Origin of the sequence: Flavobacterium sp., from assembly GCF_031363805.1 — a bacterium.
Classification (GTDB): domain Bacteria; phylum Bacteroidota; class Bacteroidia; order Flavobacteriales; family Flavobacteriaceae; genus Flavobacterium.
The window spans coordinates 1-16,512 of the sequence record NZ_JANLVD010000257.1 but is presented as its reverse complement, the minus strand read 5'-3'; the positions used below and the strand labels follow the sequence as shown (position 1 = coordinate 16,512).

Below are 16,512 nucleotides of genomic sequence, written 5' to 3'. Positions count from 1 at the left end.
TTTTTTACATTAAAAGTAAAAAAAAGAGCCATCATTTGATAGCTCTTTTGAAAATTATTAATCAATTTTTAAAATTTATAATTTAGTGATAAATTAAACATCGTACCCAATTGACTAAAATGATAGCCATCGTAAGTCATTTGAGAATATCGACCGTTGAAAGTAATATTTTGTTGTATTCTTTTAAGATTTGCTGGATTATCAATCAAAGCTTGTGCTTCTGGAGTGTTAGCTTCAATTTTATATTCTGGCAAAACATTTAATAAATTGTTTACATTTAGTGATAATGTTAACTTTTCAGATGCAGAATAGCTTATTCCCAAATCGGTTACAAGTTTAGTAAGAAATACCGTTCTCAAGTCATTGGTTCTAATGTCTACGGCAGTATCAGTAGAAGAATAATCATTATTATTAAATTTAGTTGGACCAAAAACAGTATTGTTAAGAGAGAAAATAAATTTATTTATTTCATAATCTCCACCAAAAATATATTTAAATTTTGGTCTAGAAGTAAACATTAATGCATTTTGAGTTGAATTAAATACAGATTGACCAGCTAAAGTTCCTGTAAGATTTTGAACACCTGCTGGATTACGAATTGTACCCGCAGTTCTATTTACAGTAGTGTAATTACCAGATAAGTTTAAGGCTAATTTTCCAGATCCTAACATAATGTTTCTATATCCAGCTACAAAATCAATTCCTTCAGTTCTAGAATCTATAGCATTTACAAAAAATGCTTGTTGTCCAGTAGCTCCGAAGTCGATAAGATTTCCTAAAACTATTCTGTCTGTTACTTTAATATTATAGTAATCCACTGTTAAGTTAAAGTTTTTAACTGGTTTAAATCCAATACCTAAAGTATAATTTGTAGATTTTTCTGATGTTAATTTGGGAACTCCAATTCTTCTTGCTGTTGTGGAAACGTTGCTCGTAATTCCTGTAACAACTATATTTGTTCCAGAAAATGTTGATTGAGATTTTTCTGTGTAAATTTGATGCAAAGAGGGTGCTCTAAAACCAGTAGAAGCAGATCCTCTAAAGGTTAATTTGTCGCCCCAAAGTTTATATCTAGAACTTAATTTCCATACAGTTGCATCTCCAAAATCGCTGTAATTTTCATAACGAACCGTACCGTTTACTAGGAAATCTTTAGTGACGTCATAAGCCACATCAAAATAAAATCCTAAATTGTATCGATTAAATTTTCCTGAGTTTTCAGGTCTATTCCCTTGAAAAGAATCAGCTCCGCTTCCAATGTATGAAGCTTCATCACCAGCTAAAATTTCAAAATTTTCACTTCTAAATTCAGAACCAAAACCAATACTTATTTCATCAGACAATACTTTTGATATATCTAAGTTTCCGACATAATGGTTAAAAGTTGTTCCTCCTGGTTTGAAATTCGTTTGACCTGTATATACATTTGGGTCAGCTGCATAAATAAACGGTTCAGTAACAAAATCATCTTGTCTTCCATTTCCATTAGTATCAGTATATGATCTATTTTGTGAATCGGTAACAGTATATGTTTGAGAATTTCCACCTGTAGTTAAACTAACATCAGTAATCCATCCATTCATTTTTGATTTAAATCCCAATGTTGCGTTATAATCATTTAAATCTCCAATAAATGTTGGTCCATATCCTTCATATGAAGCAAGCGTACCATTTCCGTATAAACTAGACAAATAAGGCATTGAAGAAGCTGATCTCCAATAAGGAGCTCTATAATTGGCAAAAGAATTTACTTTTTTATAAACATAGGCAGCATTATAATAAAATTGTGTGTTTTCGCTAACATCCGACCCACCATTAATTAAAAATTTTGCAGCAGCAGTTTCAGGAGAACCGTTTACATTTCCGCCATCTGGTCTTTTATCTAAAAATGTCTTTACCTCAGTTTCCGTTGCACCCCAGAAACCCACCTCATCAGCTACATTCAAAATACCTGGTCTATTAGCCAAATTAACTTTAGAAAAATCTACAGTATAATTGATAAAGCCTTTTTGTCCGACTGTAGAACCATTGTTTAAACTAATACCATACATTTCACCATCACCTTCTGATGTAATTCCAGTTCTTAAAGTTGCTGAACCAAAAGTGGTATTCTTTTTCAAAATAATATTCATTACACCAGCTATGGCATCAGAACCATATTGTGCAGAAGCACCATCTCGCAATATTTCGACTTTTTCAATTGCATCCGTAGGAATGGCGGAGATATCTGCACCTGTTTCCCCACGTCCAGGAGAAGTTTGCGTATACACCAACGCACTCATGTTTTTACGTTTTCCGTTAATAAGTATCAGCGTTCTACTGGGTCCCATATTTCTAATTTCATACGGATCTAATAATGAAGTCGCATCATTTACAGGCGTTTGAACTGTATTAAAAGAGGGAATTTTGTATTGCAATGCTTTGTCAAACGTATTTTGACCTGTTGAAACCAAATCTTTTGAAGATAAAACATCGATGGGTAGCGCAGAGGTAACATTGCTTCTTGGCGCTGCTCTTGAACCTACAATTGTAACATCTTCAAGAACTTGACCGCCACCGCCATCTGACATAATAACATCAATAACATTTCCTTGATCTACCATTTTCTCAACTGTTCCAAAACCTAGATAACTAAAAACTAAAGTTTCACCTTCTTTAGCTTCGATTTTAAAACTACCTTCGAAATCTGTTGAAACGCCTACTGACGTTCCCTTGACTAAAACATTGACTCCAGGTAAAGCTGTTCCTGAATTTTCTGTGACTTTACCAGTAATTTCTTTTTGTGCAAAAAGAAAGCTAGCGTGTGTTAAAAACAAAAATAATATTACTTTTTTCATAATTAATTGGTTATTAATTTAAAATTTAATTGGTTGATGCAATATAGTAATTTTTTAACTTAAAAATAATAATAATTTTATATTTTTTTAACATGTATTTTAAATTTTTTAGCGCCATTAAAACAAATATGTAATTTGATTTTATTTAGCAAATCATAATAATTAAGCCCGTTGGGTGCAATTGGTTTTTAAAGATAATATTTCTTTAGCTCTAGTAATTTTTGGTAAAAAATCTAATTGAGAACAATAAAAATTAGATTAAAAACGGTTCTCGATACACGTCACTTCGAGTAGCATAGCGTATCGAGAAGTTTTGTTCCGTTTCTCTACACAAAAAATACTAGAACAGACGACTAACATTAATTACACCCAACAGGCTAATTAAATGAACATGTATTGACTGATAACTTGTCAATAACTTTCTGCAAAGTGTTTTTATTTGAAATCTATTTCACATATATTAGCATAAAATCGATAATTTTTAAAATGCAAGAAGTAGATCAATATAATGAAGACAATATTCGTTCGCTCGACTGGAAAGAACACATTCGTTTGCGTCCAGGAATGTACATTGGCAAGCTTGGTGACGGTTCTTCGCCCGATGATGGAATTTATATTTTATTAAAAGAAGTGCTCGACAACTGTATCGATGAGTTTGTTATGGGCGCTGGAAAAACCATCGAAGTCACCATGAAAGACAAATTGGTCACCGTTCGCGATTATGGTCGTGGCATACCGTTAGGAAAAGTTGTCGATGTAGTCTCTAAAATGAACACCGGTGGAAAATATGATTCGAAAGCCTTTAAAAAATCGGTTGGTTTAAATGGAGTGGGAACCAAAGCTGTCAATGCTTTGTCTCATTATTTCAGAGTTGAATCGGTTCGAGATAACCAACAAAAAGCAGCCGAATTCTCTGCAGGAAATCTAACATTAGAAGAAGATATTATTGAAAGTACAAAACGCAAAGGAACCAAAGTGTCTTTTGTGGCTGATGAAGCTATTTTCAAAAATTACAAATATCGAAATGAGTACATTATCAAAATGCTTAAAAATTATTGTTACCTAAATACAGGATTAACAATAATTTACAACGGAGAAAAATATTATTCCGATAATGGACTGAAAGATTTGTTAGAAGAAACCATTGCCGAAGAAGATATGGTGTATCCAATAATTCATCTTTTGGGTGATGATATTGAAATTGCCATTACACATAGTAAAACCCAATATTCAGAAGAATATTATTCGTTTGTCAATGGTCAGAATACAACGCAAGGAGGAACACATTTGGGTGCTTTTAGAGAATCAATTGTAAAAACGATTAAAGAATTTTACAACAAACCTTTTGAAGCTTCCGATATTCGAAAATCTATTGTTTCGGCAATTGTAGTTCGTGTCGAAGAGCCCGTTTTTGAAAGTCAGACCAAAACTAAGTTAGGTTCTACAGATATGGGACCAAATTTAGCATCGGTTCGAACTTTTGTAAACGATTTTATAAAAACCAAACTGGATAATTTTTTACATAAAAATCCAGAGACTGCTGATTTGCTTTTGCGAAAAATTCTTCAGGCCGAACGCGAGCGTAAAGAACTTTCTGGAATAAGAAAATTGGCCAAAGACCGAGCTAAAAAATCGAGTTTACACAATAAAAAACTGCGTGATTGCCGAGTTCATTTGACCGATGCGAAAAATCCGCGAAGTTTAGAAAGCACCCTTTTTATTACGGAAGGAGATTCCGCTTCGGGTTCTATTACCAAATCTCGCGATGTGAATACACAAGCGGTTTTTAGTTTACGAGGAAAACCTTTGAATTCTTATGGAATGAGTAAGAAAATTGTGTACGAAAACGAAGAATTCAACTTATTGCAAGCCGCCCTTGATATTGAAGAAAGCATGGAAGATTTGCGTTACAACAATATTGTAATTGCTACTGATGCTGATGTTGATGGAATGCATATTCGTTTGCTGCTAATTACTTTTTTCCTGCAATTTTTCCCAGAAATGATTAAAGAAGGACATTTGTATATCTTGCAAACCCCTTTGTTTAGAGTTCGTAACAAAAAAGAAACCATTTATTGTTATTCTGAACAAGAGCGTCGTGATGCCATCGAAAAACTGAAACCAAAACCAGAAATTACACGATTTAAAGGATTGGGAGAAATCTCGCCCGATGAGTTCAAGAATTTTATTGGTGAAACCATTCGATTAGATCCTGTAATGTTAGACAAAGCAACTTCCATAGAAAAATTATTGGAGTTTTATATGGGAAAAAATACGCCAGATAGACAAACTTTTATTATCAATAATTTAAAAGTGGAATTGGATGTGGTGGAAGCAGGTTAAAATTATTTAAATTAAATTTTTTGTCAAAAGATATTCAAAATAAAATTTTATTTAAACAAGTTGTTGCGTTATTGCAAAATGCCCGACAGCAAGTTTTGCGTACCGTAAATTCAACAATGACTTATACTTATTTTGAAATAGGTAGAATGATTGTTGAAGAAGAACAAAACGGAAAAGACCGTGCGGAATATGGAAAACAAGTTTTAAAAGGACTTTCAGAACAATTAACGAGTGAGGTTGGAAAAGGATTTTCGTTGAGAAATTTAGAACAAATAAGACAGTTTTATTTAATTTATTCAAAATCCGAGTCATTGACTCGGATTTTACAAATTCAAAATACGCAGACACTGTCTGCGGAATTGCAAAATACTAAAAAGAAAACACTGTCTGCGAAATTCAAGAATATTGATTTTCAAACTCTAATTTCATTTTTTAAACTAACATGGTCGCATTATACTTTTTTGATGCGAATTGATGATGAAAAAGAAAGAAGTTTTTATGAAATCGAATCTGAAAAGTATAATTGGAGTGTTCGAGAACTAAAACGCCAATACGATAGCGCATTATATACTCGTTTGGCTTTAAGTAGAGACAAAGAAGGAATTTTAAAATTATCGGAAAAAGGTCAAATTATTGAAAAACCAAAAGATATTATCAAAGATCCTTATATTTTAGAATTTTTGGGATTGCCAGAATTGCATCAATATTCTGAGTCAGATTTAGAACAAGAAATCATCAATAAATTAGAATATTTTCTTTTAGAACTTGGCGATGGTTTTGCATTTGTGGCACGTCAGAAAAGAATCACATTTGACGATAAACATTTTAGAATTGATTTGGTTTTTTACAATAGAGTTTTAAAATGCTTTGTTTTAATAGACTTGAAAATAGGCGAATTAAAACATCAGGACCTAGGACAAATGCAGATGTATGTCAATTATTATGACAGAGAAATGCGATTGGAAGGCGAAAACAAAACCATTGGAATTGTGCTTTGCCAGAATAAAAGTGAATTGGTTGTAGAATACACATTACCAGAAAATAACGAACAAATTTTTGCTAGTAAATACAAAACAATTTTGCCAAGTAGAGAAGATTTAATAAAATTAATTTCGGAATCAATATAAATGAAAGACGAAGAAGAAGAAAACATCAACTCAAATTCTGAAGAAAATTTTTCAGATGATGACCAATCAATTGATGACAATCAAGTGGAAAATGATGATGATATTATAAAAGTGGATGCCAAAAACTTTGAAGGTCAACACTTTTACGAAAACGATGAAAATCCAGAAGATACCATTACCAAAGTTACAGGAATGTACAAAGACTGGTTTTTGGATTACGCTTCCTATGTAATTCTCGAGCGTGCTGTTCCTGCAATTGAAGATGGTTTCAAACCTGTTCAACGTCGTATCATGCATTCTTTAAAAGAATTAGATGATGGTCGTTACAATAAAGTTGCCAATGTTGTAGGTCACACGATGCAGTATCATCCGCACGGTGATGCCAGTATTGGCGATGCCATGGTACAAATTGGTCAAAGAGAATTACTTATAGACTGTCAAGGAAACTGGGGGAATATTCTCACTGGCGATAGTGCTGCAGCTTCACGATATATTGAAGCACGACTTTCGAAATTTGCTTTAGAAGTATTGTATTCTCCTAAAATTACCGATTGGGGAATGTCTTACGATGGTCGGCGTGCAGAACCAAATAATCTTCCTGTAAAATTTCCATTATTGTTAGCTTCTGGTGCCGAAGGAATTGCCGTAGGTTTATCCACGAAAGTGTTGCCTCACAATTTCAATGAACTCATTGATGCTTCGATAAAAATTCTGAAGGGAAAACCATTTACTATTTTCCCTGATTTTCAAACCGCTGGAATTGCTGATATTTCTAATTATAATGATGGTTTGCGTGGCGGACGTGTTCGTGTTCGTGCTAAAATTTCGCAACTAGACAAGCAAACATTAGTAATTACCCAAATTCCGTTTTCTACAAATACATCAACACTTATTGATAGTATTTTGAAAGCCAACGAAAAAGGGAAAATCAAAATCAAGAAAATTGAAGACAATACTGCTGCCGAAGTTGAAATATTAATTCATCTTTATCCTGGTGTTTCTCCTGATAAATCGATTGATGCTTTATATGCCTTTACAGGTTGCGAAACTTCTGTTGCGCCTTTAGGTTGTGTCATTGAAGACAACAAACCTTTATTTATTGGTGTTTCTGATATGTTGAAGATTTCGACCGAGAGAACGGTTCAATTATTAAAAAGCGAACTTGAAATCCAGTTAAGTGAACTTGAAGAACAATGGCATTTCCTTTCGTTAGAACGTATTTTTATCGAAAACAAAATCTATCGTGACATTGAAGACAAAACTACACGAGAAGATGTTATCAAAGCGGTTGATGATGGTTTGAAACCATTTACAAAAAAGCTAAAACGTGCTGTCACAGAAGATGATATTCTTCGGTTGTTAGACATACGAATTATGCGTATTTCTAAATTTGATAGCAATAAAGCACAAGATAAAATTGAATCTCTCGAAGGCGATATCGAACAAGTGAAACATCATTTAGACAACCTAATTGATTTTGCTATTGATTATTTTACAAAATTGAAGGAAAAATACGGAAAAGGTCGCGAACGCCAAACCGAACTCAGAAGTTTTGATACCATTGAAGCCACAAAAGTTGTTTTAAGAAATACAAAATTGTATGTAAACAAAGAAGAAGGTTTCTTTGGAACTGGTTTAAAGAAAGACGAATATGTAGCCGATTGTTCTGATATTGATGATGTAATTGTTTTTCTTCGAGATGGAAAACTCATGATTTCTAAAGTTGATGACAAAAAATTTGTTGGTAAAGACATTATTCATATTGCAGTTTTCGACAAGAATGACAAACGCACCATTTACAATATGATTTATCGTGACGGTAAAAATGGTTCTTCTTTTATAAAACGTTTCAATGTTTCTGGTGTAACCCGAGATAAAGCTTATGATTTGACCAATGGAACTGCTGGTTCGCAAGTATTGTATTTTTCACATAATCCTAATGGTGAAGCCGAAGTGGTGACCATTTTACTGCGTCAAGTAGGAAGTATTAAGAAATTAAAATGGGATATCGATTTTGCTGAAATTGCCATAAAAGGTCGTGTGAGTAAAGGAAATACAGTATCCAAATATCCAATTAAAAAAATTGAGCTCAAAGAAAAAGGAATTTCAACTTTGCGACCAAGAAAAATATGGTTCGATGACACTGTCCAACGTTTAAATGTGGATGGAAGAGGCGAATTGTTGGGGGAATTTCGTCCGAATGATCGTTTGCTAATCATTAATCAATCAGGGAAATTGAAAACAATTATTCCAGAATTGACGACACATTTTGATGAAGATATGGTTGTTCTTGAAAAATGGCATCCCAAAAAACCAATATCAGCCATTTATTTTGATGGCGAAAAAGAAAAATATTTTGTGAAACGCTTTTTGGTTGAAAATGAAAACAATGCAACTATTTTTATTACTGAACATGAAAAATCGCAACTAGAAATAGTTTCTACAGATTGGCGTCCGGTTGCAGAAATAATATTTACCAAAATAAAAGGTATTCAAAAAGAAAATCAAACCATCGATTTAGAACAATTTATTGGAATAAAAGGAATAAAAGCCATTGGAAATCAATTGACATCGGACAAATTAAAACAAGTTAATTTGTTAGATTCGCTTCCATTTGAAGAGCCTGTTGAGGTTATTGCTGAAGATTTGGAAGTCTCTGGTGATGAAAATATTTCTGAAGATATACAAACAGAACTAGATGACGATGGTCAAATAACTTTAAGCTTAGATTAAAAAAAACTCCAGAAATTTTCTGGAGTTTTTGCTTAAAAATTTATTTTCTCTTGGCTATATAATATTCATAAATCCAAGTCAATGTAAAGGTTGGAATAAAATCCAGTCCTGGCACAATTTCTTCAATAAAAGTTACTATACCACCTATTTTACCAACCGAACCTTTGTACATATTTGCCAAAGTAAAAGCAGCAATTGGAGCCCAAATAATATCGGCAAATTCTCCAGCTACAGGAATCAGGTATGACAACATTCCAACAAGATCCAATACAATTCCCAAAACAAGTTTTCCTATTTTATAATCTGAACGCGATGTTGTTTCAATTTGTATTTCGTTTGACATTTTAAATTAATTTAAATTACAAAATATAAATGTACAAAATTAGTGCCAAATTTATTTTTCAGAATTCACCATATTAAAAAAATCATTTCTGTTTTCTTTATCATTGAAAATTCCACCGTATTGTATAGTAGATGTAAAACTCGATTCGTGTTTAATTCCTCTGCTAGAAACACACAAGTGCTTGGCTTCCATGACTACTATTACATTTTCTGTATCTAAAGCCAATTTCAAATCATTGAAAATTTGCATAATCAAACGTTCTTGAACTTGCGGTCTTCGAGAAAAATAATCTACAATTCTATTTAGTTTTGACAAACCAATAACCCTGCCATTCGAAATATAACCAATATGGGCTTTCCCAAATATAGGCAAAAAATGATGCTCACAAGTTGAATTAAAACTTATGTTGGCTTCAACAAGCATTTTATCGTATTGATAACTATTTTCGAAAGTTGAAATTTTTGGTTTATTTTTTGGATCTAACCCATTAAAAATTTCATTTACAAACATTTTGGCAACTCTGTGCGGTGTACCTTGCAAACTATCATCGGTCATGTCAAGTCCCAACTCATCCATAATATGATAAAAATATTTTTCAATATTTTGCATCTTTTCGTGATCTGTTTTCATAAAAGCATCAGATCGTATTGGAGATTCGGCTGAAGTCATTTGATGGTTATCGCCTAAAATTTCAATAATTTCTTTGTCCGTTAGTGTACTCATGTTTATTTTTTCAGTTTTTCTTTAAATTCTTTTTTTACTTTTTCTATTTTTGGAGTAATCATATAAGAACAATAAGACTTGTCCTTATTCTGATTGTAATAATTTTGATGGTAATTTTCAGCCACAAAAAATTGTGTAGCACTAGAAATTTTAGTCACTACTTTTTTACCAAACGTATTTTGATTATTCAAATTTTCAATATATGATTTTGCTTTAATCATCTGATTTTCTGTAGTATAAAAAATTTCACTTCGGTATTGGGAACCAACATCAGCTCCTTGTCTATTTATTGTAGTTGGGTCGTGTGTGGCAAAAAATACTTCGATCAAATCTTCAAAATTTATTTTTTTTGGATCAAATACAATTTTAACTGCCTCTGCATGACCTGAATATCCAGAACAAACTTCTTCATATGTTGGATTTGCTTCTTTGCCACCAATGTATCCGGGAAATACACTTTCTACTCCTTCAAGTTGCAGAAAAACTGCTTCGGTACACCAAAAACAACCTCCTGCAAATATTGCAATTTCACTATTTTTTTCTGCTTCCATTTTTTTTACATTCGTATTTTTTAAATTCTCTGGTAATTTATATTTACTATTATTTGCTAATAATAATACCAAAGCAATGATAATTGATTTCATTAAATTATATTTGTTTAACAAAAGTAGTCAAAAATTAAACAAAACATTCTATTTAACTAAAAATTATAAATTGACAATCCAAATTTTATTTGAAATTAATACAATTTCTTTGTTTCTTTGTGAAAATTACCCCTAATGATTACAGCCAAAAACATACAAAAATATTACGATGAGCTTCAGGTTTTGAAAGGAGTTGATTTGCATATTAAAAAAGGAGAAATAGTTTCAATTGTTGGTGCATCTGGTGCTGGGAAAACAACTTTATTACAAATTTTAGGAACCCTCGACACTCCAACTGAATCAATTGGTATGAAACTCGAAATAAATGGCGAGAATATTTTAGAAATGAGCGATAAAGTGTTATCTAAATTCAGAAATTTGAATTTAGGTTTTATATTTCAATTTCACCAATTATTACCCGAATTTACGGCACTTGAAAATGTTTGTATTCCTGCATTTATTGCAAATAAAAACAAACATGATACAGAAATTGAAGCAGAAAAATTGCTCACTTATTTAGGGCTTTCTCATAGAATAAACCACAAACCAAATGAACTTTCAGGTGGAGAACAACAGCGTGTAGCCGTTGCAAGAGCCATGATAAACAAACCAGCTATTATTTTTGCCGATGAGCCTTCGGGGAATTTGGATACGCACACGGCAGAAAATTTGCACCAATTGTTTTTCAAACTTCGAGATGAGTTTAATCAAACTTTTGTTATAGTTACCCACAACGAAGAATTGGCTAATATGGCCGATCGAAAATTAATTATGGTAGATGGAAATATAGATTCGCTAGTGAACGCGAATGATTTGGAGGTAAGACTTTAAATTTATGAATCCTGAAGAAATCAAATCTTTTCTCGATCAAAAAGTTGAAATTTATAACAATCCCAATTTTATAGAAACTGATCCTATTCAGATTCCACATTTGTTTTCGACAAAGGAAGATATTGAAATTGCTGGTTTCTTGAGTGCTACCATTGCTTGGGGAAATAGAAAAATGATTATTCAAAATTCTCATAAAATGATGCATCTTATGGGGAATTCACCTTTTGATTTTGTCATGTCGCATACCGAAACACAATTGGAAACTTTAGAAAATTTTGTTCATCGAACTTTTAATGGTCAAGATTTTAGTCAGTTTATAAAAAGTCTACAACATATCTATAAAAATAATGGTGGGTTGGAAAATGTTTTTTCAAAAAATATAACATCCAATTCAACCCAAAGCAGTATTTCGGCTTTTAAAAAAATATTTTTTGAAGTAAGTGATTCTCAAAGAACACAAAAACACATTTCTGATCCAATGAATGGTTCTGCTGCCAAAAGAATCAATATGTTTCTGCGTTGGATGGTTCGACAGGATAATAAAGGTGTCGATTTTGGAATCTGGAAAACCATTCCAGCCTCTGCCCTATCTTGTCCGCTTGATGTACATTCTGGAAATGTAGCCCGAAAATTGAATTTATTAATCAGAAAGCAAAATGATGCAAAAGCATTACAGGAATTAGACAATAATCTTAGACTGTTTGATCCAGAAGATCCTGTAAAATATGATTTTGCATTGTTTGGATTGGGCGTTTTTGAAGGATTCTAGTTATGGGTTATAGGTTTTAAAAATTAATGCTTTAATCTTCTATAAAACCAATAATCAAAAATATGTCATCAAACTAACAACTTACAATTCGCAACTCACAACCCACAACGGACAACTCACAACTGATAATTACATTTTCAAACTTTGTAAAAAAACTTTGTAACTTTGCAACATTTAAACTTCCAAAATAAATTCATGATATATAACGATACAATTGTAGCTTTAGCTTCACCATCTGGTGCTGGAGCCATTGCTGTGATTAGGATTTCTGGTTCAGAAGCCATCACGATTGCTGCTTCCATGTTTCAATCGGTATCAGGAAAAGATATTTCCAAACAAAAGTCACACACACTTCATTTGGGTCATATTGTAGATGATGATAAAATTTTAGACCAAGTTTTACTATCTATTTTTAAGGGGAAAAATTCATACACTGGCGAAAATACTATTGAGATTTCATGCCATGGTTCCACATATATTCAGCAGCAAATTATACAATTAACTCTCCGAAAAGGATGTAGAACTGCTCAGCCAGGAGAATTTACCTTGCGTTCTTTCTTGAATGGTAAAATGGATTTGTCGCAAGCTGAAGCTGTTGCCGATTTGATTTCGTCAGACAATGAAGCCGCACATCAAATTGCGATGCAACAAATGCGTGGCGGTTTTAGCAACGAAATAGCTAAACTTCGTGAAGAACTTTTGAATTTTGCTTCCCTTATTGAGTTGGAACTTGATTTTGCTGAAGAAGATGTTGAATTTGCAGATAGAACACAATTTAAAGACTTATTGAATAGAATAGAATTTGTACTCAAACGATTGATTGATTCCTTTGCTGTTGGAAACGTGATTAAAAACGGAATTCCAATAGCTATTGTTGGAGAGCCCAATGTTGGAAAATCGACTTTATTGAATGCTTTACTAAATGAAGAACGTGCCATTGTATCTGAAATTGCTGGAACAACACGTGATACTATTGAAGATGAAATAGTTATTGGTGGTATTGGTTTTCGTTTTATAGATACGGCCGGAATACGAGAAACAAAAGATGTAATAGAAAGTATTGGAATTAAAAAAACCTTTGAGAAAATTGAACAAGCGCAAGTAGTTTTATTTTTAGTTGATAGTGTTCAATGTTCAAGAACTAATTTAGAAACTGTAAATATTGAAATTGAAAAAATTAAAAATCAATTTCCATTGAAGCCATTGGTCATTATTGGGAATAAAAAAGATTTATTGTCTAAAATAGAAATTCTGGATTTAGAATCTAAAATTCCAAACATTTTATTAATTTCTGCCAAAAATAATAACGGTGTGGAGGATTTAAAAAATAAATTACTTTCATTTGTAAATACTGGTGCCTTGCGGAATAATGAAACCATTGTAACAAATACCAGACATTATGATTCATTGCTTAAAGCATTAGAAGAAATTCAAAAAGTAAAATTTGGAATGCAAACCAATTTGTCTTCGGATTTGATGTCTATAGATATTAAACAAGCGCTCTATTATTTTGGAGAAATTACAGGTCAAGTAACTAATGATGAATTGCTGGGTAATATTTTTGCGAATTTTTGTATCGGGAAGTAGTTCACTAAAACATCACAAATCAAAACAAAAAATAATATAACAAAACCTTTTAAATAAAGGATGTAGATATTTTTAACAAGATTTCAATTTGCGATATTTTGTTATTTTTCGTTACTTTTTGTACCATTTTTGTACTTCATAAATATATTTTTTATATATTTGAAATTTAAAGAGAAATTATGTCTCTTATTTACCTTTATTTCTACTTAAGTCATCTTATAACTTTTTAATACCTGAATAATATGAGTTCAAATATTATCGTGAAAAGAATCTGTGATTATTGCAAAAATGTCTTTGATGCCAAAACAACAAAAACTAAATATTGCTCACGAACTTGTAATAAAAAAGATTATAAGTTAAATCAAAAAATGAAAAAAATTGATGCAAGCGATAAAGAAACAAAATTAAAAGTTTCTAATTACGTAGTTGATGTAAATTCAAAAGATTTTTTAACCGTTAAAGAAGCATCAATATTACTAAATATGTCTTCCAAAACTGTTTATAGATTAATAGAACAAAAGGAATTAAATGCTTTCAACTTTTCCGTTAGAAAAACATTAATCAGGAGAAAAGATATTGATAGTTATTTTGAAAATAATTTGATAAGTCCTGATTATGTGAACCCTAATAGAGAAAGTGAAATCAACCCAAATAATTCTTATACCATTAATGAAGCTATTGAAAAATTTAATATTTCAAATGGTGCATTATATAACATTATTAAAAGACATAATATTCCAAAAAAGAAATATGGAAAATATACATTAGTAAAAAAGGAAGATTTAAATAAAATTTTTCAATAATCAATTATGAGCAAAGTAACATTAAGAGAAAAAATATTGAATACTGGAAAAATAAGTCTTTATTTAGACTACTACCCTCCTATCATAAATCCTAAAAATGGAACCGAAAGCCGTAGAGAATTTTTAAAGTTATATTTATTTGACAATCCAAAAACAGCAGAAGAAAAAAAGCACAACAAAGAAAATTTTGACCTTGCAGAAATAATCAGATCCAAAAGAAACGTCCAACTTAAAAATAAAGAATTTGGTTTTAAAGATAATGTAGTGTTGAATGTTAATTTTATAACTCTTTATAAAAATGTGGTTAACGAGTATTTTAATACTGGCAGTAAATCAAATCACAATTCGTGGAAAGCTTCTTTAAATCATTTAGAAAATTTTAGTGGAGGTACAATACTAACTAATAATTTAACTCTCGATTATATAAAAAAGTACAGAACTTATCTTTTAAACGCAAAAAGCACACGAAATTCAAAAGTTGAGAAAAAGATAACAAAAAATACTGCTTCATCTTATTTTAAAAATTTTATCTCTGTATTAAAGATTGCATATAAACAAAATTTGATCGAAAAAAATTTAGCTGAAGATGCAGAATATATTAAAGAAGAGGAAACACATAGAGAGTACTTAACCGAAGAAGAAATTTCTTTGTTATGGAAAACTGAAATTAAAATTGAAAAAGTTAAATATATGGCAGTATTTTCAGCTTTGAGTGGTTTACGTTTTGTAGATATAAATAATCTTAATTGGGAAAACCTATTTAAAGACATACATCAAGGCTATTACATATCATTAAAAGAAGAGAAAACAAAATCAATAAAAAATCATCCTATTTCTGATACTGCATATAATATATTAAAAACACAAAAAACTGATGTTGGACTTGTATTTGGAGGAGTTCAATATCATCAAATAACCAGACCTTTGAAAGAATGGATAAAAAAATCAGGTATTAAAAAGAAAATTTCATTTCATAATTTTAGACATAGTTACGCAACCTTACAACTTGCAAATGGAACAGACATATATACCGTATCAAAATTGTTAGGTCATAAAAACGTTTCTACAACACAGATTTATACCAAAGTAATGGACAAAAATAAAATTGAAGCTGCTAATCGAATAAACATTGAACTGGATGGATTATCTTAATATTTATAATTCAAATTACAATAAGGCATATAGAATTGGAGAAAGTTTTTTAAAACATAAATTAATCCAATTTAGCAAAGAAACTTTATCCTTTGGCAAAGCTTTCAATATTATACGAGAATTGATTGAAAATTTTGAAAAAAATTTTTCAATTAATAAGGAACATCAACTTTCTGAACTCAAACATGTTTATCAAAATTCTTTGCGCAATTATTCAAAAAATGAAATTGAATTAGCATTAAAAAACGAAGTGAAAAAAGGTTTTTTAAAACTTTCTTTAGATATTCAAAATAATTATTCCTATGAATCATTCATAAAAGAATTAGCTATACGTAATGCAATAAATGAATTTTCAAGATTATTCAGTAATCATTCTGATTTATTTAAAATGATGTATGATAATGATTATTTAGATTTGTTTGAAATTAAAGACTACTACCCTATTGATTTTAGAGATTCAAAAGTTTATATCGATTTGTTAATTAGTTGCTCCTTAAACCATACTTATCGCATTGATTGTTAATTATTTAATGATTAATTTATTTGTTTTTTCTTGCAGAATTTTGTATTTTAGAGCTTTAAAACCTTGCAAATATGTTGGGAAAAAATCCAGAAAAACT

13 protein-coding genes are annotated in these 16,512 nt (G+C 31.1%); 9 read left to right on the top strand and 4 right to left on the bottom strand.

The window, feature by feature from the left end; translation table 11 throughout:
• Positions 1–68: 68 nt before the first annotated feature.
• Complete coding sequence (locus RMN92_RS13310; protein ID WP_309609923.1) at positions 69–2,837, bottom strand: TonB-dependent receptor; 2,769 nt, start codon at positions 2,835–2,837, stop codon at positions 69–71.
• Positions 2,838–3,323: 486 nt separating this feature from the next.
• Between RMN92_RS13310 and RMN92_RS13305 the strand changes: the two genes are divergently transcribed.
• The 3 genes from RMN92_RS13305 to RMN92_RS13295 are packed head-to-tail and all read left to right on the top strand — an operon-like array spanning position 3,324 to position 9,040.
• Positions 3,324–5,180 (top strand): DNA topoisomerase IV subunit B, encoded by a 1,857-nt coding sequence (locus RMN92_RS13305; RefSeq protein ID WP_309609922.1) that lies wholly within the window; start codon positions 3,324–3,326, stop codon positions 5,178–5,180.
• Positions 5,181–5,200: 20 nt separating this feature from the next.
• Positions 5,201–6,307 (top strand): PDDEXK nuclease domain-containing protein, encoded by a 1,107-nt coding sequence (locus RMN92_RS13300; RefSeq protein ID WP_309609921.1) that lies wholly within the window; start codon positions 5,201–5,203, stop codon positions 6,305–6,307.
• Positions 6,308–9,040, top strand: coding sequence for a DNA gyrase/topoisomerase IV subunit A (locus RMN92_RS13295; protein ID WP_309609920.1), 2,733 nt, complete (start codon positions 6,308–6,310; stop codon positions 9,038–9,040).
• A 40-nt stretch (positions 9,041–9,080) separates the two neighbouring features.
• On the opposite strand, the gene RMN92_RS13290 is transcribed toward RMN92_RS13295, so the two are convergent.
• From RMN92_RS13290 to msrA, 3 genes are read right to left on the bottom strand one after another with little or no spacing between them, the layout of a single operon-like run.
• Positions 9,081–9,383, bottom strand: a complete 303-nt coding sequence (locus RMN92_RS13290) for a hypothetical protein (RefSeq protein WP_309609919.1) — start codon at positions 9,381–9,383, stop codon at positions 9,081–9,083.
• A gap of 51 nt (positions 9,384–9,434) precedes the next feature.
• Positions 9,435–10,106 carry a GTP cyclohydrolase I FolE gene (gene folE / locus RMN92_RS13285; RefSeq protein ID WP_309609918.1) on the bottom strand — a complete coding sequence of 224 codons (672 nt, stop codon included), beginning with the start codon at positions 10,104–10,106 and terminating at the stop codon, positions 9,435–9,437.
• A gap of 2 nt (positions 10,107–10,108) precedes the next feature.
• Positions 10,109–10,657 (bottom strand): peptide-methionine (S)-S-oxide reductase MsrA, encoded by a 549-nt coding sequence (gene msrA, locus RMN92_RS13280; RefSeq protein WP_309609990.1) that lies wholly within the window; start codon positions 10,655–10,657, stop codon positions 10,109–10,111.
• A 228-nt stretch (positions 10,658–10,885) separates the two neighbouring features.
• Here msrA and RMN92_RS13275 point away from each other — a divergent pair, with 228 nt between their 5' ends.
• From RMN92_RS13275 to RMN92_RS13250, 6 genes are all read left to right on the top strand, one after another.
• On the top strand, positions 10,886–11,581 hold the full coding sequence (locus RMN92_RS13275) for an ABC transporter ATP-binding protein (RefSeq protein ID WP_309609917.1): 696 nt from the start codon (positions 10,886–10,888) through the stop codon (positions 11,579–11,581).
• A gap of 4 nt (positions 11,582–11,585) precedes the next feature.
• A complete protein-coding gene (locus tag RMN92_RS13270) occupies positions 11,586–12,350 on the top strand; it encodes a TIGR02757 family protein (RefSeq protein WP_309609916.1) in 765 nt (254 codons plus the stop codon).
• Positions 12,351–12,545: 195 nt separating this feature from the next.
• Positions 12,546–13,937, top strand: a complete 1,392-nt coding sequence (gene mnmE, locus RMN92_RS13265; RefSeq protein ID WP_309609915.1) for a tRNA uridine-5-carboxymethylaminomethyl(34) synthesis GTPase MnmE — start codon at positions 12,546–12,548, stop codon at positions 13,935–13,937.
• A gap of 368 nt (positions 13,938–14,305) precedes the next feature.
• On the top strand, positions 14,306–14,740 hold the full coding sequence (locus RMN92_RS13260) for a helix-turn-helix domain-containing protein (RefSeq protein WP_309609914.1): 435 nt from the start codon (positions 14,306–14,308) through the stop codon (positions 14,738–14,740).
• 6 nt (positions 14,741–14,746) lie between these two features.
• On the top strand, positions 14,747–15,892 hold the full coding sequence (locus RMN92_RS13255; protein ID WP_309609913.1) for a site-specific integrase: 1,146 nt from the start codon (positions 14,747–14,749) through the stop codon (positions 15,890–15,892).
• Complete coding sequence (locus RMN92_RS13250; protein WP_309609912.1) at positions 15,879–16,415, top strand: hypothetical protein; 537 nt, start codon at positions 15,879–15,881, stop codon at positions 16,413–16,415. Before RMN92_RS13255 ends, RMN92_RS13250 begins: the two co-directional genes overlap by 14 nt.
• The last annotated feature ends 97 nt before the right edge of the window (positions 16,416–16,512 follow it).